Below are 20,462 nucleotides of genomic sequence, written 5' to 3'. Positions count from 1 at the left end.
TCATGAAAAAAATGAACCTCTTAATTCTAGTTTTGATATCGATTTTCTTCACGGGTTGTGAGGAAGTGGTCGATGTTAATTTAGATACTGCTCCACCAAAATTAGTAATCGAAGCCGCTATAAACTGGCAGAAACAAACCACAGGAAAACAACAAACTATAAAACTGACCACTACAACTGGTTATTTTCAAAACGTTATTCCAACTGTTTCGGGAGCAACCATATTTATAAAAAACAGTAAGAACATACAATTTAACTTTAGCGAAGTTCCTAAAACCGGGCGATATGTGTGCTCGAATTTTATTCCGGTAATTGACGAGACGTACACGCTAACTGTGATTTCGGGCGGTATTACCTACACAGCCACGGAAACCATGAAAGCAGTTGCACCCATTACCCGAATCGAACAAAATAACCAAGGTGGTTTTACAGGAAAAGACATTGAGACCAGGGCTTACTTTAATGATCCCGCCGATGCAGATAATTTTTATCTCTTTAAATATGTGTATTCGAACAAAATTACATCAAAGTACTACGTTACAGAAGACAAGTTTTTTCAGGGAAATGAATATTTTAGCACATCCGATGATGACGACTTAAAGATTGGAGACGAAATCGAAATGACACATTACGGTATCTCAAAACAATACTACAATTATATGAGCATTCTGGTAAGTATTGCGGGGAATAATTCTGGTGGACCTTTTCAGTCTCCACCCGCAACCGTAAGAGGAAATATTATCAATACTGTCGATAAAGCAAACTATCCGTTAGGTTATTTTTCGCTTAGTGAAACCGATTACAAAAAATACAAAATTAAATAACCCGCAAAAAATGGAAGCCAGAATTCAGATTTTACCCGAGAAGAAACTAATTGGGAAATACGTTACAATGTCATTTTTGAAAAACAAAACCCATCAATTATGGAGTTCTTTTATGCCAAAACGAAAAGAAATTAAAAATACAATCAACGCCAATTTGTATTCTCTGGAAGTTTTTCCAAACGCACATTTTGATAATTTTGATCCGGGCAATACTTTCGAAAAATGGGCCGCAGTTGAAGTCTCTGAATTTGATAAGGTACCACGGGAAATGAAATCTTTGGTAATTCCTGAGGGATTGTATGCCGTTTTTGTACATAAAGGACCTCAAAGCGAAGGCCACAAAACCTATCGTGAAATTTTTGTAGATTGGCTTCCAAATTCAGAATATACGGTAGATGAAAGGCCTCATTTTGCTGTAATGGATGAAAAATACAAAAAAGAAGATCCCGACTCTGAAGAAGAAATCTGGATTCCGATAACCCATAAAGCCTAAAATCATGTTGATCGAAACCTTAAAATTGCTTTTTAACAGAGACCTGAACAAATTAAAAATTGAAATCGAATCGTATCAAAACGAAAATCAGATTTGGTCAATTGCACCGGGCATTTCCAATTCAGCCGGAAATCTTTGTTTGCATCTAATAGGAAACCTAAACACCTATATTGGAGCCGAATTAGGAAAAACAGGTTATGTACGCGATCGCCCTTTAGAATTTTCATTGAAAGATATTCCCCAATCAGAATTAATCCGCAAAATCGAAGACACTATTTTGGTTGTTAACAATGCTCTCGACCGTTTAATCGAAGCTGATTTAGAACAAACCTATCCACAAATTGTTTTCGAAAAAGAAATGACAACGGGCTTCTTTTTAGTACATCTATCTACCCATTTAGCCTATCATTTAGGGCAAATCAATTACCACCGCAGATTAGTTTTTTAAGTTTATAGTCGCAGTGTTCAGTCGCAGTGTTCAGTCGCAGTGTTCAGTCGCAGTGTTCAGTCGCAGTGTTCAGTCGCAGTGTTCAGTCGCAGTGTTCAGTCGCAGTGTTCAGTCGCAGTGTTCAGTCGCAGTGTTCAGTCGCAGTGTTCAGTCGCAGTACCGGTTTTCTGAATACTGTAAACTGAGACTATAAACTGAGACTGAATACTGCGACTAAACACTAACTTTTGTACATTTGCGGCACATTTCAAATCAAAAAAATAAATGTCTTCACACCATATCGTACGCGACGACCAGGAACCCGCTTTAATTATTGCCAACGGAGCAGCATGCAACCCAGAGTTATTAGGGCAATTACTAGAATGGTCACCACTGGTTATTGTACTCGATTCGGCCATAGAGAGAGTAATTGAACTGGGTATAAAAGTCGATGTTCTTCTGGGCGATTTCGACCGTGGTTTTGATCCTGAAATTTACAAAACGACACAATACCCTATCGAAATTGTTCATACACCCGATCAGGACAAAACCGATTTGGAGAAAGCTTTTGATTATTTAATCGATCGGAAGATCCCTGCTGTAAATGTTGTCTGGGCCACCGGAAAACGTGCAGACCATACCATTACCAATATTACCAACATTGCCCGTTACCGCGATTTGCTTAAAATTGTTATTCTTGACGATCATTCAAAAGTATTTTTACTGCCCCGTAAATTCGAGAAATGGTATACCGCAAAAACTCCCATTTCATTGATTCCGATTGGGATTGTTGACGGAATTTACTCTACCAATTTACTCTATCCTCTTACGAACGACACCCTAACAATTGGCTACAGAACCGGAAGCAGTAATTCTGTTCTTCAGGATGGTCTGGTAACCATTATCCATACTGATGGTGATTTACTGTTGATGGAATGCATGGATTAATTTTACAGGACGTTTCCTAAGAAAGGAATACCTATCTTTGCACGGAAATTTACAAAAATGAAAGCAACAGACAATTCCGAAAAAAACAATTTACATCCTCGAAATCTTCATCGTTCACGTTATGATTTTGAACTTCTTATCGCGAATTGTCCTGAGTTAAAAGCACAGGTTGCCGTAAACATTCACGGAATTGAAACTATTGATTTCAGTAATCCTCTTTCAGTAAAACTGTTGAACAAAGCTTTACTACAAACGTATTACGACATACAAAACTGGGATATTCCTAAAAACTATCTTTGTCCACCTATTCCCGGAAGAACAGATTACATTCATTATCTGGCCGATTTACTAGCCGAAACCAACAACGGAGATATTCCGCAAGGACCATCAGTTTTAGGTTTGGATGTCGGTACAGGCGCAAATTGTATCTATCCTATTTTAGGAAATGCAATTTACGACTGGAGTTTCGTAGGAACAGATATTGATGAAAAAGCGATCGGAAATTGCAGTAAAATTATTGAAGCCAACCCAAGGCTCATTGAGGCCATAAGCCTTCAGCAGCAAACAGAGTCGCGCTTTATTTTTAAAAATATCATCACCCCCGAAGATCGTTTTACTTTTACGATGTGTAACCCACCTTTTCATTCTTCGGCCGAAGATGCTAATCAAAGTACTGTTCGTAAGGTTTCGAATTTAAATCCGAAGGAAAAGAAAATAGCAAATCCTGTTCTAAACTTCGGAGGTCAAAATGCTGAATTATGGTGCGATGGAGGCGAAATTGGTTTTGTAACTCAAATGGTTTATGAAAGCGCCAGATATGCCATGCAGTGCTTATGGTTTACCACTCTGGTTTCAAAAAGAGACAATCTTTCCAGCATTTATAAAACATTAAACAAAGTAAATGCAGCTTCTATCAAAACAATCGATATGGCTCAGGGTCAGAAAACAAGCCGAATTGTAGCGTGGACTTTTTTAAGTGAAGCACAACAAAAGGCATGGAAGTCTGAAAACGTCTAACATTATAATCCTAATACTTTTAAATAAAATTCTGATACTTTTAGGCTTTACATTTTTTGTACCTTTAAAGTAATTTGAATTTTATTCCTATGCCAAAATTTTTCTTCAGCTTAACAATATTGTTTTTGCTTGCAAGTTGCGCTTCTTCCAAAACAGCGAAATTTGACGATTATGTTTTTAAAACAAAAAGCGAAAAACAAGCTTATATTGATTCATACAATCAGGCGTTGAAACTTTGGGATATCCCCTATACTGAAGAAAACATAAAAGCAACTTACGGAACCGCACATGTGATTGTTGCGGGACCAAAAAATGGCAAAGATCTCGTATTGATCCACGGAATGGATGCTAGTTCTACCATGTGGTATCCCAACATAAAAGCGCTCTCCAAAAAACATCGCATTTACGCAATTGATTTTATAATGGAACCCGGAAAGTCTACTTTGACCTCTCCCCCTCTTTCCTCAGAAGAAATTGTTATCTTATACAACGAAATTTTCAATCACTACAAATTAAAGAAATTTGATATCGTAGGCGCCTCACGCGGTGGGTGGATTGCCACATTATTAGCTGCCCAAAAAGGAAATTCTATTGATAAAATAGTATTATTAAGCCCCGCACAAACTTTTAAATTTATAGATAAAGTCGGAAAAACAACTTCCGCCCTAATGTTGAAGCTTTTCCCAAATGAAAAGAAATTCGAAAAAACCCTGAAAACTTTTTCTACTCATCCGGAAAAGATTAGTCCTGTTTACAAAAAACAATTCTATCTGGCCAATAAATATGCAAAATCAAATTCAAGCATGTTCAAAATGCACCCTTTTTCAGATGATGAACTGAAATCAATTACTAACCCCGTTTTGATTTTAATTGGAGATCGCGATGTCATCAATTCAGAAGAAAGTCTTGAACGCGCTCAAAAGCTTTTACTAAACAGTGAAACAAAAACGATTAAAGATGCAGGGCATTTCTTAAGCATCGATCAGTCTAAAATTGTAAATGAGGCAGTTATTGACTTTTTCAATACTGAAAAAACAAACCCAAAGCCTTAAAAAAATATTTCTTGGAGCTCAAAAACGAAATACATGTTAAAAACCAAACAAATTAACATTTAAAATAAACTTACCAATATTTTTAACTTAAATTTATATATATTTACAGTTACAGTAAAATTATTTTAGAAAACCGCTAAAAAAATACAGCGAAAAATATCACCTCAATCTACTGTAGTTCAATCCGGTCATAAATTTAAAAAAGTGACAATTACAATATGGTACAGAAACCTATTAAATAAATATTCCCAAACGAATTCAATTTCAAAAATAATTTATAGTAACCCGGTTTACTATTATTTTTTTGCTTTCCTATTAATTTAAACCAAACTAATATAAACCAGAATTATGAAGAAGAATTTATTTAAAAACCAAATGTTTTCGCGGCTCCAAAAAGTGCCATTTATTCCATTAGTAGCTGTTATTATTTTAGCAAACAACAATGATCTTAATGCTACTGAGCGTGTAAAAAATACCGTTACGACTAATCAAAACAAAGCAATCGATATCGTCAAAGGAAAAGTTGTCGATGAAACCGGAGCCTCTTTACCGGGAGTTACTGTTTTAATAGTAGGTACCCAAAAAGGAACGGTAACAGATATTGATGGAAATTATACTATTGAAGCCAAAGTTGGTGATGTTCTCCAATTCTCATACGTAGGATTACAAACCAAAACCGTAACTGTTAACGCAGCTACAGTAAATGTTACGCTATCGGGAGGCAGTGGTGAATCATTGGAGAACGTCGTTATCATTGGGTCACGTAACCCCACCCGAACCGTTACAGAATCAGCGGTTCCTATAGATGTTATTGCGATGAAAGATATTGCAACACAAGGTGCACAAACCAATCTGAATCAGATTTTGAACATGGTGGCGCCTTCCTTTACCTCCAATACCCAAACGGTAGCCGACGGAACAGATCATCTTGATCCGGCACAATTAAGAGGCTTAGGTCCCGATCAGGTATTGGTTTTAGTAAACGGAAAAAGAAGACATACCTCTTCTTTAGTCAACATAAACGGAACACCGGGAAGAGGATCAGTAGGAACCGACTTGAACGCAATTCCTGCTTTCGCTCTTGAGAAAATAGAAGTACTGCGAGATGGAGCTTCTGCTCAATATGGTTCAGATGCTATAGCAGGAGTAATTAACCTTAACATAAAAAAGGACACTAAAAAAATAGATCTTAATCTCTTTTCAGGAAGTAATTTCTCAAAAAATGCTAACGATCACAGAGGTGGGAATGACGGTAACCATTACCAGATGGACGTTAATTACGGAACTAATTTAGGCAAAGAAAAAAGTTTTATTAATTTAACAGGAAGCCTGCAATTAAGAGATGCTACAAGCCGAGCCAATGATGCCACAGGTACTATCTATAATGCTTACAATGCGATTGAACAAAGAGCTTCAGAAGACGGAATAAATATAAATTCTCTGTACGGAAACATTACAAATACTTCTAATTCTGCTCAAATTGTAAGCTTAATAAAAAACTATGCTCCCAAAGTAAGTTATTTTACCGGGGCACAACAAACGAATATCAATAATGCTACAACTATTTCGCAATTACAAACTGCCTTAAATTTTGATGCCACAGACGGAGAACTGGCTTACCGAAAACTTGAAAGAAGGAACTTTAATATGAGAATTGGGCAATCTGAATTTAAAAGTGTTCAGTTCTTTTTGAATGCCGCCTATCCTATAAATGATAAATTAGAAGTTTACGTTTTTGGTGGAACCAGTTATAGAAATGGGGAATCTGCCGGTTTTTTCAGAAGACCTAATCAATCAAGATCTTACACCGGTTTATACTTAAATGGTTTCTTACCCGAAATTCATTCTACCATCAATGATCTTTCGGCAGCAACGGGACTTAGAGGAACCCTATTTAAAGATTGGCATTTTGACCTGAGTAATACATACGGCCGAAATGCATTTGACTATAATATCGAAAACACTGTAAATGCTACTTTGAGAGAAGGCTCGCCTACCGAATTTGATGCAGGAGGTTTGCGTTTTGCCCAAAATACAACAAACTTTGATATGAGTAAAAAGTTCAATACACTAAATGTGGCTTTTGGAGCTGAGTATCGCTACGAACAGTACGGCATCAATGCCGGAGTTCCTGATTCTTACAGTCAATATGATATCAATGGAAATGTAGTTACCGGTACAACACCTGCCAACATAAGAGTTACTGATTTTTATGGCGCCGCCAGACCAGGTGGAGCACAGGTTTTTCCGGGTTACAGAGCAGAAAATGCAAAAAACGAAAAAAGAAACAGTGTGGCTCTCTATACGGATTTAGAGTTAGATGTAACCGAAAAATGTTTATTAAACGGAGCTGTCCGCTTTGAAAATTATTCCGATTTTGGAAGCACTACTAATTTTAAAATTGCAACCCGTTATAAACTTACAGACAACATCAATTTACGTGGTGCTATCTCGACAGGCTTTAGAGCTCCATCCTTACATCAGATTTATTATGAATCCACTGCAACGCAATTTACAGGAGGAGTACCTTTTGAAGTAGGAACTTTCAGCAATGATTCTGAAATAGCAAAATTACTTGGAATACCTAAACTAAAACAGGAAGAATCAACCAGTGTAAGCGCAGGATTTACAGCTAAAATCCCATCAGCCAATATTACAATAACCGCGGACGCTTATTACATAAAAATAAACGACAGAGTAGTACTTACTGATCAATTTACACCAACCCCTTTAACTCAGGCTTTGTATGATCAGGCAGGTGCAAATGCGGCAACTTTTTTCGCCAATGCAATTGATACCGAATCTAAAGGAATTGATGTAGTGTTTACCAACAAACTGGCCCTAAATGAAAATCTGACGCTGAAAAATGATCTCTCAGGTACTTTTTCAAAAACACGTAAAATAGGAAACATTCACGCCTCTCCAATATTAGAAGCGGCAGGACAGGTAAACACTTATTTTTCTGAATCTTCCAGAATTTATTTAGAAGAAGCAATACCCAGAGTAAAAGCAAATCTGACAAACAATCTTACCTACAAAAAATTCGATTTCTTTCTAAGAAATGTCTATTTTGGAGACGTAACCGATCCAAACGTTGCTGACGTAAATGGTGATGGCTTTGTAGGTGCCACTGTTGTAAACGGAAAAGCGGTAGAAAATGAACATCCTGTTTGGGGAAGAAGAGTCATTACTGATCTGTCCGTAGGTTTTAAAATTAGTCCTGTTACCAAAATCGTAATTGGCGCTAACAATATTTTTGACATTTATCCGGACAAAAACCTGGGACCACAAACAGCAAAAAGAGCTAACGGTGTTGATGCTAACGGAAATATAACCTATGCACCAACTGCAACTTCTATCGATTTATCCAATCAAAATCAATTTGTTTATTCCAGAAATGTATCCCAATTTGGTCAAAATGGACGCTTTGTTTTTGCTCGATTAAGTTTTAGTTTCTAAATATCCCTTAAATTTATTCAAGAGAATAGCCGTTAGCATTAATTTACTAACGGCTATTCTTTTGAATATTACTTTCCCAAAAAATGATTCCAAACTTTGTATCTTTACAAAACTAATCTTTCATCGTCCAAAAATGAATTTCCAGGTATCCTCAGAATACAGCCCAAAAGGTGATCAACCGCAAGCAATTGAAAAACTTTCACAAGGCATTATTGATGGTGAGAAATATCAAACTCTGTTAGGGGTTACGGGATCCGGAAAAACCTTTACAGTAGCTAATGTCATTCAGGAAGTTCAGCGACCAACTTTGGTTTTGGCCCACAACAAAACGTTGGCTGCCCAGTTGTATTCCGAATTCAAGCAATTCTTTCCCAATAATGCTGTAGAATACTTTGTTTCCTACTACGATTATTATCAGCCGGAAGCTTTTATGCCAGTTAGCGGAGTGTTCATTGAGAAAGATCTGTCCATCAATGAGGAGCTGGAAAAAATGCGTTTGAGTACTACGTCTTCCCTGCTTTCAGGACGTCGTGATATTTTAGTCGTAGCTTCGGTTTCCTGCTTGTATGGTATTGGAAATCCTGTTGAATTTCAAAAAAACGTCATTGAAATATCGAGAGATCAGGTCATCTCCCGAACTAAATTATTACATAGGCTCGTTCAGAGTTTATACTCCAGAACAGAGGCAGATTTTACTCCCGGAACATTCAGAATCAAGGGAGATACAGTAGAAGTATATCCAAGTTATGCTGATGATGCCTTTAGAATTCATTTCTTTGGTGATGAAATCGAGGAAATAGAGTCCTTTGATGCCAAGACTTCTCAAGTCATTGAAAAATTCCAACGACTGACGATTTACCCTGCCAATATGTTTGTGACTTCTCCTGATGTTTTACAAAATGCTATTTGGGAAATCCAGCAGGATTTGGTCAAACAAGTCGATTATTTTAAAGAAATAGGAAAACATCTGGAAGCAAAACGTCTGGAAGAACGTACCAATTTTGATTTAGAAATGATTCGCGAATTAGGATATTGCTCCGGAATTGAGAACTACTCAAGATACCTTGACGGAAGAGAAGCCGGAACCCGTCCTTTCTGTTTGCTAGACTACTTCCCAAGTGATTATCTGATGGTAGTCGACGAAAGTCACGTGACAATTTCACAGGTTCACGCTATGTACGGAGGTGACCGTAGCCGAAAAGAAAATCTGGTAGAATACGGTTTCCGTTTGCCAGCCGCAATGGACAACCGACCTTTGAAATTTGAAGAATTTGAAGCCATGCAGAATCAGGTAATCTACGTATCTGCAACACCTGCCGATTATGAACTACAGAAAACAGACGGAATTTATGTAGAACAAGTCATTCGTCCAACCGGATTATTAGATCCAATTATTGAAATTAGACCCAGTTTGAATCAGATTGATGATTTGATCGAAGAAATTCAGGTTCGCTGCGAATTAGACGAAAGAGTTCTGGTAACTACTCTGACAAAAAGAATGGCCGAGGAACTTGCCAAATATTTGACTAAAGTAAACATTCGTTGTCGCTATATACACTCCGATGTAGATACTTTAGAGCGTATCGAAATCATGCAGGATTTGCGTAAAGGTATTTTTGATGTTCTAATTGGAGTAAACTTACTTCGTGAAGGATTGGATTTACCTGAAGTTTCACTTGTTGCTATTTTAGATGCTGATAAAGAAGGCTTTTTAAGAAGTCACAGATCACTTACACAAACTATTGGTCGTGCCGCAAGGAACCTGAACGGAAAAGCAATTATGTATGCCGATAAGATTACGGCGAGTATGCAAAAAACGATCGACGAAACCAATTATCGCAGAGCCAAACAGATCAATTTTAATACTGAAAATAATATTACCCCTCAGGCCTTAAACAAAAAAATCGACAGTGCTTTTACTAAAAATCCACTGGTGGAATATGAATTAGGACATACTTTACCAGCAGCAGCAGAACCTGAAACCGCTTATTTATCGAAACCGGAACTGGAAAAAATGATTCGTGAAAAACGAAAATCAATGGAGAAAGCGGCAAAAGAACTGGACTTTTTACAAGCTGCGAAACTACGTGACGACATTAAAAAACTTCAGGAACAACTGCCTTAAACACATCATTTTAAAATAACGGATAAAAAAACAAAAGAAGAATTTATTCTTAAATTTATTTAAGAAATATTTTATAAGGAATTTCAAATTCACTAGTTTTAACAAAAATTTTAAACTCTGAAATGAAATATCTTTTATTCCTTTTTACTTTTTTTGGTTTCAACGCTCATGCTGTCGCACAATCTGAAAATAACGATTTTTGGAATAAAGAAATAGAAAATTCTTCGGACATTATAAAACCAAATATTCTTTCTAATCATCCCTTAGGAATTTATATTTCGAGGTTAAATCACAGTTTTAATGTTCGTTCTCCTGATAAATACTCTTTTTCATTTGAAGTTTCGAGCGGTAATGTTGTTCTTCCTTATGTAAAATCATACGATTTAACAGATCCCAACGATCAAAAAATAGCCAAAAGTTTACCCTGGCATACACGGGAGTTTTCTTTCGATTTAAATAAAGTTCCTGCCAATACTAAAGAGTTTTTTGCAGATGGAGTTATTCGATCGTATCGATTCACTTTTACATTACCCATTACGGTTCACCACGAACTTAATTTCGGTTTACGAATGAATTCTCTCGATGGTGGAAAATATCCGTACTCAATTTTTACTTCGGATGAAACAATCGAATGGTTTCACAGTAATATTGCTGGTGGCGAAGATCCGTTTTCACGTCGACATTATGGTCTCAATAAAGCCGGAATCTCATATAAGGATGAAAACGATAAGGTTCTGACAATGAATAATGGCAATTTTACCATTCCCGGAATTGACATCAATTACAACTATTATCCCAAATTAGAAATGAATGAAAAGTATCATATCTATCTGAATTTCGGAACGCAACTTGGTATTAACACTTCCAAGTATAATCCTGTAGCTGATTTTGGAGTTTCTGCTTCTATTCTAAAAAAGAAGATCATTAAAGACAAAAACATCCTAAGTTTTGGTGCAAGTGCAGGAGTTTTACGCCAGCATTTTTTACAATATGGCGACCGCGTAAATATCAGCAGTCAGGATTTCTTCTATAGTTTTGAGGGACTTATTGATTACAAGGTAAAACTTAAAAACAACAACCGTATTTCGTATGGCATTAACTATAATTTTCAGACTTCTTACAACAAAAAAAATGAAAGAGATTATATCGTTCTAACCGGGCAAAGAATAAATACTCATTGGCAAAAAACGATCTCTCATTTATACGAAAACTTAGAAGGATGGAATTTTATCTGTACCTACTCCACAAAGAGATTTTCCTATTTTATATACTTCAGAGAAGATTTAAACTTAGACAATGCACCCGATTTTCAAACAGGTATAGGCTTAAAAATGGCTATTAAAAAAGGCTAACCTTCTTTATTTTGAATTGCATCGGCTTCGTTCAAACGATCAAAACTGCTGTAACACTAATTGTGTTGTTCCTGAAAAACTTTCAATAAAACTTTAGGGTCAATTATAGCATTTGGCGCATTTTTCATTAAATCTAAAACACGTCTGGTCGCGTTTGGATTCAACCCCATTTCGATGGAGATTTGCTGTATGGCTTTTGCTTCTTTTTCATGCAAAATACCATCACAATACATAATCAATGCCAGTCTGTAGAATTGCTGAATGCGCTGAAATTCCGATTTTATAACTGATCCAGCACTTTCCTGATGAAATAAATCACGAAAAACGTCCAGACCAATATTAAGCTCCTGCGCCACCAGCCATAAAAAATCATACTCTCTCTTATGCAATTGCCCGTCAACGGTAGAAAAAGCAATCATTTCTAAAAGTAAACTTCTCTTTTCTGTTTCGGTATTCATCAATTTATTATTTTTAGCTAAAATATTGTTTTTAAATCTAAAACGCAACAGTGCTCATGATTAGAGGATTTTTCTTTTTTATTTTCCTATGGGCAATCTCTATCGCTGGCGCACAAGAAAGTACTGCTTCAAAAAACGTGTCGACTTTTACGATTGAAGCCCCTCAACTAAAAACAACCAAGAAGATCTGGATTTATCTCCCTGATGGCTATTCGGCTGCAACCCAAAAAAGATATTCTGTGATTTATATGCACGACGCTCAAAATTTGTTTGATGCCAAGACTTCATATGCAGGAGAATGGAATGTAGACGAAAAACTGGATAGCTTGAAAGCCCCCGTAATTATAATAGGCATTGAACATGGAAACGACAAACGTTTAAACGAATTAACACCCTATAAAAATGAAAAATATGGCGGCGGAAATGCTAATAATTACCTTGATTTTATTGTAAAGACTTTAAAACCCTATATTGACAAGAATTACAAAACAAAAACCAAGGCAAAAAATACAATTATTATAGGGAGTTCGCTTGGCGGATTAGTTTCGTATTACGCCTTGCTAAAATACCCTGAAATCTTTGGAAAAGCAGGTGTATTCTCACCATCCTTTTGGTTTTCAAATGACATTTATACATTGACAGCACAAACTCCTAAAATCAAAACCAAAATTTATTTTTTATGCGGAGACAAAGAAAGTGACGATATGGTAAAAGATATGACAAAAATGGAACGCCTATTAGATACTAAACGCTGCTATTGCCTTCATCTGACCAAATCTAGAATTGTAAAAGGCGGTGAACATAACGAAAAACTTTGGCGTGATGGTTTTGCAAAAGCTATAATCTGGCTGGGTTATTAAATAAAAAACAGACCTATGGAATTAATTCTAAGAGAATACAATTTAAAACTCAAACATACTTTTACCATTTCCAGAGAATCAATTGATTTTCAACCTTCACTAATTGTAGAACTCAAAAGCGATGGTTTTTCGGGTTTTGGAGAGGCTACTTCAAATCCGTATTACAAAACAACCGTTCCGATGATGATTCAGGATTTAGAAAAAATCAGAAACATTATCGAAAACACAGCAGATGAAGCTCCTGAAATTTTCTGGACCAAAATCTATCCGTATTTAAAAAGTGACATGTTTGCTTTATGCGCATTAGATATGGCATATAACGACTTATATGCACGCAAAAAAGGCAAGAAATTATACGATTTATGGAATTACACTATTAATCGAAATCCCTTAACAGATTACACTATTGGCATTGCCTCTATAGAAAAAATGGTTTCGAAAATGCAGGAACTTCCATGGCCCATTTACAAAATTAAACTGGGAACAAAAGAAGACATAGCCATTGTTAAAGAACTCCGAAAACATACCGACGCCATTTTTAGAATCGATGCCAATTGCGGCTGGGAGGTTGAAGAAACCATTCATAACGCTATTGAATTAAAAAAATTAGGAGTCGAATTTCTGGAACAGCCTATGAAAGCCGATAATTGGGAAGCACATAAGGAAGTTTTCAAACATTCGGTTTTACCCATAATAGCCGACGAAAGCTGTATCATTGAGGAAGACGTAGCCAAATGTTTCAATCATTTTCATGGTGTAAATGTAAAATTGGTAAAATGCGGTGGTTTAACGCCTGGAAAACGTATGATTGAAGAAGCCAAAAAACTAGGGCTAAAAACAATGGTGGGCTGTATGACCGAATCTACTGTGGGGATTTCAGCAATCGCGCATTTATTGCCACAACTGGATTATGTCGATATGGATGGAGCCCTACTTCTAGCCGAGGATATTGCGACCGGTGTAACGATAAAAAAAGGTGTAATCCATTATTCTAAGCTTAACGGAACTGGAGTTACTTTAATCTAATTATTATGAACGTCGATCAATTTCCGGACAGAATCATCGAAATCAATCAGGAACACTATTTGTATTTTGGAGGAACGGCTTATTTGGGACTACCTACAAACACGGCTTTTCAGGATTTGGTCATTAAAAATATACCGAGATGGGGAACGACTTATGGAAGTTCCAGAAGTGCCAATATAAAACTAACCGCGTATGAAAATGGCGAAACTTTTCTTGCCCATCACATACAGGCCGAAAGCGCCGTTACAGTATCCTCCGGAATGCTTGCCGGAAAATTGGTCCTCGAACAATTAAATAAAACCACCGACTGTTTCTTCCATTTTTCAGATTTGCATACCGCAATTAAAACACCAAATAGTTTACCCGTATTTTTAAATAACCAAATAAATCCACGTCTACTGGATGCTAAAGCAGAAAAAATCAGTATTCTTACTGACGGAGTTCCCTCCCATCAAACCAAAGCTGTTGATTTTTCCCTTTTAAAAGAAATCCCCAATCATAAAGAAATCACTTTACTTATTGATGAATCCCATTCGCTTGGAGTTTTAGGAAAAAATGGTTGTGGAATTTATTCCGATATCGACCTTACGATTAAACGCAAAATTATGGTTTCGTCTTTAGGAAAAGCAATGGGATTAAATGGTGGAGTCATTGCCAGTGATGTCTCTTTCATCAATCAGATAAAAAATTCGGATACTTTTATTTCAGCTGCAGGAATGAATCCCGCCTTTGTTCAGACACTGGCTGATGCAACGGAAATTTACAGCCTACAACATCAAAAACTGCTGAAAAACCTACATTATATCGATCAGAAACTAATCAAAAATGATGCAATCAAATTTGATAAAACATACCCTCTGCTTTATTTAGAGGATAAAAATCTAATCGAAATATTAAAAGCAAATAAAATTATTATTGCCAGTTTCAAATATCAAAAAGATACAGCTCATCTAAATCGAATTGTGGTAACAGCAAATCATCTTCGTGAAGATTTAGACAAATTAGTAAATATCTTAAACGAAAACAGGTCGAACAAGAAGTAAAAGGGTTGTCACGAATTGCACTAATTTTTACTAATTGCATTATGCTTAAATTTTAATTCATGGAATTCGTGGCAAAAAAACTGCTCCTAACTCAATAAATTGCAATCAAATTACTTTTAAAACGTACCTTTGTAAAAAATTAAACGATGACGAACAACGATATCCTAAAAAAACTTCGCGTGGCTTTGATGCTCCGTGACGACCAAATAGTAGAAATTTTAGAATTAGTGGATTTTAGAATTTCAAAATCAGAATTGGGCGCTTTTTTTAGAGCCGAAGATCATGAAAATTACATGGAATGTGGTGATCAGGTTTTGCGTAATTTCTTAAATGGATTAGTAATTCATTTAAGAGGAACGAAAGAAAACCCGAAAAACCCAAATGATGTTTTAGCCAAACATAAAGCTGAAATTCCAAAAAAAGACAGTTCAAATAGACCAGAATTTAAAGCTGCTCCAAAAGATCCTGAAAGAGCAAGAGGCGATCAAAGTTCATCAAAATCAAGTTCGGCTGCCAAAAAACCTAAGAAGAAAGAGTTCCCAAAAGGCAACGGAAAACCAGTAGTGGTAGAAAAAGTGGTTTACAAAAACGGGAAGAATAAAAAATAGTACTGTTTGTTTAACCGCAAAGAGTGCTTTTTACCGCAAGGAGCGCAAGGTTTTTTAACTATAAAAATCTATACAACCGCAAAGTTCGCAAAGCTTTATCTATATATAGCTTTGCGAACTTTGCGTTTATTAAGCACAATCTAAGAAAAAACTTTGCGAACTTTGCGGTTACTAAACGCAATCTAAAAAAAACTTTGCGCTCCTTGCGTTTACTAAGCACAATCTAAGAAAAAACTTTGCGCTCCTTGCGGTTACTAAACGCAATCTAAAAAAAACTTTGCGTCCCTTGCGGTAAAAATCACCATCAAAGTAAACTATATCTTATTCTGATCAATTCGTTCAAAAAAAGCATCTTTAAAAGTTGCTCCAATTGGCAATTCTTTTCCGTTAATAAAAACCGAAAAACTATCTGTAGATTCTATTTGTTTTAAAGCCACCACGTACGATTTATGTATCTGGACAAAATTTCTTTCAGGTAGCGATTCAATTACATTTTTTAAAGACGAATGCGTAATAATTTGCTGGTTCACCGTATGAATACAAACATAATTCTGAAGACTTTCTACGTACAAAATCTCGTCTAAAAATAACTTTATAAATTTGTTTTTTCCGTCAGTTTTAATAAAAATAAAATCAGCCGAATTGTTATCCGATACAACTTCCGTTTTTGAATCCGCATTTAGCTTGGAAACTGCCTGATAAAACCGTTCAAAAGCAATTGGTTTCAACAAATAATCAACAGCATTTAATTCAAATCCCTCCAAAGCAAAATCCGGATAAGCTGTTGTAAAAATCACTTTTATATCTTTTGAAATAATTTTGGAAAGCTGTAAACCCGTTAATTGCGGCATTTGAATATCCAGAAAAATGACATCAACACTTTGCGTATTCAAGAACTCTAATGCTTTCAATGCATCATTGAAAACTGCAGTTTTTTCCAAAAAAGATACTTTCCCAATATAATTTTCCAGAATGCGCGTTGCCGGCGGTTCGTCATCAACGATGATACACTTAAATTTCATATTACTTTTTTAGTGGTATTTTTAAATAGGTTTTAAAGGTATTACTTTCTGCTGTCTTCTCAAGTGTAAACTGACCTTTATAGGCATGTTCTAAACGCTTGCTAAGATTATCAAAACCAATTCCAGTTGAAGAGTAATTCTCACCAGCACCATTATAATTAAAAGTTGACAGTTCTAAAAAATTTTCTTTTATTACAATCGAAATAACTGCTTTCTCTTTCTCATCATTCAATTTCCCATGTTTGAAAACATTTTCAATAAAATGAACCAAAGCCGATGAAAGGATCTTTTCTGTTGAATAATTCCCTTCAATTACAAAATCTAAATAAAGCTGATCTTCAAACCTTTTTTTCTGCAAATGAATATAGTTTTGTACAAATTGAATTTCTTTAGAAAGCAATACCTCATCTTTATCTGTTTCTGTAATCACGTAACGCAGCAAATCCGAAAGTACTAAAATATCCGAAGCCATTTCATCATCTTTCAAAATCAACTGACTATAGAAGGAATTTAAAGTATTAAACAAGAAATGCGGGCTCACCTGCGATTTCAACATTTGAAGTTCTGCCTTTTTATTTTCTAAGAGCAATTGATGATTTTGCCTGAAGGTTACCTGAAATTGCCAAAACAAATAACTCAAAACACTTAAAATTATCGAAGGCAATCCGAAGAAAAAATTGTCCTTAATGTAATAAGTTATTTCTCTACTGTTCTCAGAATAATTATGAATTCTGGTGATTTCAAAAACAACCACTTCCTGTAAAAAATACCGAACCCCGGCAAAAATCACTAATGAAACGGGAATACTCAGAACATACAACAGAATCTTTTTTTTGTTTAAAAACCAATCACAAAACAAATAAAAATTCAAAAGATAAATAACGAAAATGGAAAAAATGTAGCCTACATTAAAGAAGAAATACATCCTACTGAAAACAAAATCCGTATTACGCTTATTCACACCAATATCCCAAAGATAAAAGGTTACGAACAGCCCTAAAAAAAGAGCAACATGGTAGTAGAAAGGAATTTTTAACTTCATAATAATATTATTGTCCTTTCAAAAATACAACTATGACTTCATATGAATACTACATTTATATAAAACCTATATTTTGGGTGACGAACCATCAAAAACGATACACCAAATTTTTCAACCACAGATTCTCAATGTTTGTAATTTGAAATTTAGCGTTCATCAAAAACTCTAATTTCACCTGAAAAGCTACTCTACATTTGTCTTGAATTTAAAACAAATCATCATGAAAAAAATCGCCTTATTACTGCTTTTTACTATCGCATTTAATACTGTTTCTGCACAGTCAAAAAAGAAACAAGTTCTACTGCTTGGAACTTTTCATTTTGAAAACCCGGGACTTGACGTTGCTAAAATAAACAGCTTTAATGTTATGTCAGACAAGAGCCAAAAAGAGTTGGAGAACATTACCAATAAAATTAAAAAATTTGGTCCGAATAAAATTTTTGTCGAATGGAACTATCAGAAACAAGACAAACTGGATAAATTCTACAATAAAAACTCAGACAGTTTACTTCATAAAAAAGCAGACGAAATAGTACAAGTAGCTTTAAGATCAGCCAAAAAATTAGGTCATAAAACATTGTATGGAATTGATTATAACAATACCGACTTTCCTTACGACAGTCTAGTCAAAGGAATGACAGCTGCTAATCAGTTTGATCTGATCAGGAAGAATGACGAATTAATGAAAAGTTACGAAAAAGACCAAAATCAAAAAATTGCCAAATATTCTATAACAGAATTACTTGTGGACATTAACTCGAAAAAATCCAATGAGGACAATATTAGCTGGTATCTGGAAACAGCAATTAAAGGAGGCAAAACAGACAATTTCGTGGGGGCTTTTCTAGTTTCTGAATGGTACAGAAGAAACCTCTACATGTATGCTTTAATTCAAAAACTAACTGAAAGTAAAGATGACAAAATCATGGTTTTACTGGGAGCCGGGCATACTGCAATGATACGAGAATTCTTTGAACATAATTCTGATTTTGAAATTATAGAACTGGCAACGGTTTTGAAATAGTCTGGGATCATTTAACCGCAAAGAGCGCAAAGAATTTAACTTTGGATTGCCAATAGAAACGCAAAGTTCGCAAAGCAATTTGTTTAAAATAGCCACGAATTCACGAATTTTTATTCTCAAAGATTATAAAAAATAATTCGTGAATTCGTGGCTAAAAAAACTTTGCGTAATTCTTTGCGCTCTTTGCGGTTATAAAAACAAAAAAAATCCACTCCTTTCGGAATGGATTTTATATAATTTGATTTCTTATTTAATTAAGAAAGAGCAGCTTTAACCTGATCAGCAGCTTCCTGAAATTGAACAGCTGATAAAATTGGCATACCTGAATTGTCAATTAATTCTTTTGCAATTTCAGCATTTGTTCCTTGCAAACGAACGATAATTGGCACATTGATAGCATCACCCATGTTTTTGTAAGCATCAACAACACCTTGAGCAACACGGTCACAACGAACGATTCCTCCAAAGATATTGATCAAAATAGCTTTTACGTTAGGATCTTTTAAGATAATACGGAAAGCTGTTTCAACACGTTTTGCATCAGCAGTTCCACCAACGTCTAAGAAGTTAGCAGGCTCAAAACCAGCGTATTTAATTAAATCCATAGTTGCCATTGCAAGACCAGCTCCGTTTACCATACAACCTACAGTACCGTCAAGATCTACATAGTTCAATCCTACTTCTTTAGCTTCAACCTCGATTGGATTTTCCTCACGGATATCTCTCATCTCAGCATATTTTGCTTGTCTGTATAAAGCATTATCATCGATATTTACTTTAGCATCAACAGCCATAATTTTGTTATCTGAAGTTTTCAAAACCGGGTTGATTTCGAACATAGATGCATCAGAACCAACGTAAGCGTTGTATAATGAATCGATGAATTTCACCATTTCTTTAAAAGCATTTCCAGAAAGACCTAAATTAAAAGCAATTCTTCTTGCTTGAAAACCTTGTAATCCAACAGTTGGATCAATTTCTTCTGTAAAGATTAAGTGTGGTGTATGTTCAGCAACTTCTTCAATATCCATTCCACCTTCAGTAGAATACATAATCATGTTACGTCCTGTACCTCTATTCAATAAAACAGAAACATAAAACTCAGAAGTTTCACTTTCGCCAGGATAATAAACATCTTCAGCAACTAAAATTTTGTTTACTTTTTTACCCTCAGCAGAAGTTTGAGGTGTAATCAATTGCATTCCGATGATTTGTTCAGCAATTTCTTCAACTTGTTGCAAGTTTTTAGCCAACTTCACTCCACCACCTTTTCCACGTCCACCTGCGTGAATTTGTGCTTTTATCACATGCCATCCTGTACCAGTTTCGGCAGTTAATTGTTTTGCAGCAGCCACAGCTTCAACCGCATTGTTAGCCACAATTCCGCGTTGAATGCGTACTCCGTAACTTGCTAAAATTTCTTTTCCTTGATATTCGTGTATGTTCATAATATAGAATTTGTCTGGTTCTGAATTTATTTCAGAATAAAAGTGCGACAAAAGTAGCAAAATTCAACTTAATAGTAAAATCTTTTTCAATTAAATAATACGTGTGATATGCACGAAACGTTTATTCTTTTTGAATGCAAAGAAATGGTTAACTAAATAATTTGTTAATATTAACTCAAAACCACTAAAACGTTTGATATTTAACAAAAACACCACCGTATTCATTAGCCTTAC

The 20,462-nt window shown here is 35.5% G+C and carries 18 protein-coding genes; 14 read left to right on the top strand and 4 right to left on the bottom strand.

Annotated elements, in window-relative coordinates; genetic code table 11:
- Positions 1 to 2: 2 nt before the first annotated feature.
- The 9 genes from AC3IS6_RS11965 (at position 3) to AC3IS6_RS11925 (ending at position 11,697) form a co-directional block, all read left to right on the top strand.
- The gene (locus tag AC3IS6_RS11965; RefSeq protein WP_281922126.1) at positions 3 to 824 is read left to right on the top strand and encodes a DUF4249 domain-containing protein; all 822 of its coding nucleotides are present in this window, start codon (positions 3 to 5) and stop codon (positions 822 to 824) included.
- 10 nt (positions 825 to 834) lie between these two features.
- Positions 835 to 1,317 (top strand): GyrI-like domain-containing protein, encoded by a 483-nt coding sequence (locus AC3IS6_RS11960; protein ID WP_489159599.1) that lies wholly within the window; start codon positions 835 to 837, stop codon positions 1,315 to 1,317.
- A 4-nt stretch (positions 1,318 to 1,321) separates the two neighbouring features.
- Positions 1,322 to 1,765, top strand: a complete 444-nt coding sequence (locus AC3IS6_RS11955) for a DUF1572 family protein (protein WP_489159598.1) — start codon at positions 1,322 to 1,324, stop codon at positions 1,763 to 1,765.
- Between the two features lie 264 nt (positions 1,766 to 2,029).
- On the top strand, positions 2,030 to 2,692 hold the full coding sequence (locus tag AC3IS6_RS11950) for a thiamine diphosphokinase (RefSeq protein ID WP_489159596.1): 663 nt from the start codon (positions 2,030 to 2,032) through the stop codon (positions 2,690 to 2,692).
- Between the two features lie 57 nt (positions 2,693 to 2,749).
- A complete protein-coding gene (rlmF, locus tag AC3IS6_RS11945) occupies positions 2,750 to 3,709 on the top strand; it encodes a 23S rRNA (adenine(1618)-N(6))-methyltransferase RlmF (RefSeq protein WP_489159594.1) in 960 nt (319 codons plus the stop codon).
- 89 nt (positions 3,710 to 3,798) lie between these two features.
- Positions 3,799 to 4,761, top strand: a complete 963-nt coding sequence (locus AC3IS6_RS11940) for an alpha/beta fold hydrolase (protein WP_489159593.1) — start codon at positions 3,799 to 3,801, stop codon at positions 4,759 to 4,761.
- Positions 4,762 to 5,109: 348 nt separating this feature from the next.
- Positions 5,110 to 8,220, top strand: coding sequence for a TonB-dependent receptor (locus AC3IS6_RS11935; RefSeq protein ID WP_489159591.1), 3,111 nt, complete (start codon positions 5,110 to 5,112; stop codon positions 8,218 to 8,220).
- Between the two features lie 133 nt (positions 8,221 to 8,353).
- Positions 8,354 to 10,345: an excinuclease ABC subunit UvrB gene (uvrB, locus tag AC3IS6_RS11930; RefSeq protein WP_489159589.1), complete on the top strand. Its 1,992-nt coding sequence runs from the start codon at positions 8,354 to 8,356 to the stop codon at positions 10,343 to 10,345.
- A gap of 122 nt (positions 10,346 to 10,467) precedes the next feature.
- Positions 10,468 to 11,697 carry a hypothetical protein gene (locus AC3IS6_RS11925; RefSeq protein ID WP_489159587.1) on the top strand — a complete coding sequence of 410 codons (1,230 nt, stop codon included), beginning with the start codon at positions 10,468 to 10,470 and terminating at the stop codon, positions 11,695 to 11,697.
- Between the two features lie 56 nt (positions 11,698 to 11,753).
- Here the strand turns inward: AC3IS6_RS11925 and AC3IS6_RS11920 are convergent, their stop codons facing one another.
- The gene (locus tag AC3IS6_RS11920) at positions 11,754 to 12,155 is read right to left on the bottom strand and encodes an excinuclease ABC subunit B (RefSeq protein WP_489159585.1); all 402 of its coding nucleotides are present in this window, start codon (positions 12,153 to 12,155) and stop codon (positions 11,754 to 11,756) included.
- A gap of 56 nt (positions 12,156 to 12,211) precedes the next feature.
- On the opposite strand from AC3IS6_RS11920, the gene AC3IS6_RS11915 reads away from it, so the two are divergent.
- The 4 genes from AC3IS6_RS11915 (at position 12,212) to AC3IS6_RS11900 (ending at position 15,692) form a co-directional block, all read left to right on the top strand.
- Positions 12,212 to 13,015: an alpha/beta hydrolase gene (locus AC3IS6_RS11915; protein ID WP_489159583.1), complete on the top strand. Its 804-nt coding sequence runs from the start codon at positions 12,212 to 12,214 to the stop codon at positions 13,013 to 13,015.
- A gap of 15 nt (positions 13,016 to 13,030) precedes the next feature.
- The gene (locus AC3IS6_RS11910) at positions 13,031 to 14,041 is read left to right on the top strand and encodes a dipeptide epimerase (protein WP_489159581.1); all 1,011 of its coding nucleotides are present in this window, start codon (positions 13,031 to 13,033) and stop codon (positions 14,039 to 14,041) included.
- A 5-nt stretch (positions 14,042 to 14,046) separates the two neighbouring features.
- Positions 14,047 to 15,084 carry an aminotransferase class I/II-fold pyridoxal phosphate-dependent enzyme gene (locus AC3IS6_RS11905; protein ID WP_489159580.1) on the top strand — a complete coding sequence of 346 codons (1,038 nt, stop codon included), beginning with the start codon at positions 14,047 to 14,049 and terminating at the stop codon, positions 15,082 to 15,084.
- Between the two features lie 146 nt (positions 15,085 to 15,230).
- Positions 15,231 to 15,692 carry a DUF1456 family protein gene (locus AC3IS6_RS11900; RefSeq protein ID WP_489159578.1) on the top strand — a complete coding sequence of 154 codons (462 nt, stop codon included), beginning with the start codon at positions 15,231 to 15,233 and terminating at the stop codon, positions 15,690 to 15,692.
- A gap of 314 nt (positions 15,693 to 16,006) precedes the next feature.
- Here the strand turns inward: AC3IS6_RS11900 and AC3IS6_RS11895 are convergent, their stop codons facing one another.
- Together AC3IS6_RS11895 and AC3IS6_RS11890 are read right to left on the bottom strand one after the other, a co-directional pair.
- Complete coding sequence (locus AC3IS6_RS11895) at positions 16,007 to 16,714, bottom strand: LytR/AlgR family response regulator transcription factor (protein ID WP_489159577.1); 708 nt, start codon at positions 16,712 to 16,714, stop codon at positions 16,007 to 16,009.
- 1 nt (position 16,715) lies between these two features.
- On the bottom strand, positions 16,716 to 17,756 hold the full coding sequence (locus tag AC3IS6_RS11890) for a sensor histidine kinase (protein ID WP_489159575.1): 1,041 nt from the start codon (positions 17,754 to 17,756) through the stop codon (positions 16,716 to 16,718).
- Positions 17,757 to 17,976: 220 nt separating this feature from the next.
- Between AC3IS6_RS11890 and AC3IS6_RS11885 the strand changes: the two genes are divergently transcribed.
- The gene (locus tag AC3IS6_RS11885; protein ID WP_489159573.1) at positions 17,977 to 18,780 is read left to right on the top strand and encodes a DUF5694 domain-containing protein; all 804 of its coding nucleotides are present in this window, start codon (positions 17,977 to 17,979) and stop codon (positions 18,778 to 18,780) included.
- 254 nt (positions 18,781 to 19,034) lie between these two features.
- Here the strand turns inward: AC3IS6_RS11885 and sucC are convergent, their stop codons facing one another.
- On the bottom strand, positions 19,035 to 20,228 hold the full coding sequence (sucC, locus tag AC3IS6_RS11880; RefSeq protein WP_263363044.1) for an ADP-forming succinate--CoA ligase subunit beta: 1,194 nt from the start codon (positions 20,226 to 20,228) through the stop codon (positions 19,035 to 19,037).
- Positions 20,229 to 20,462: the final 234 nt, after the last annotated feature.

Source organism: Flavobacterium sp. KH_035 (assembly GCF_057839565.1).
Note: the sequence above shows the minus strand (reverse complement) of the source record. Positions and strands in the feature narration are given on the sequence as shown.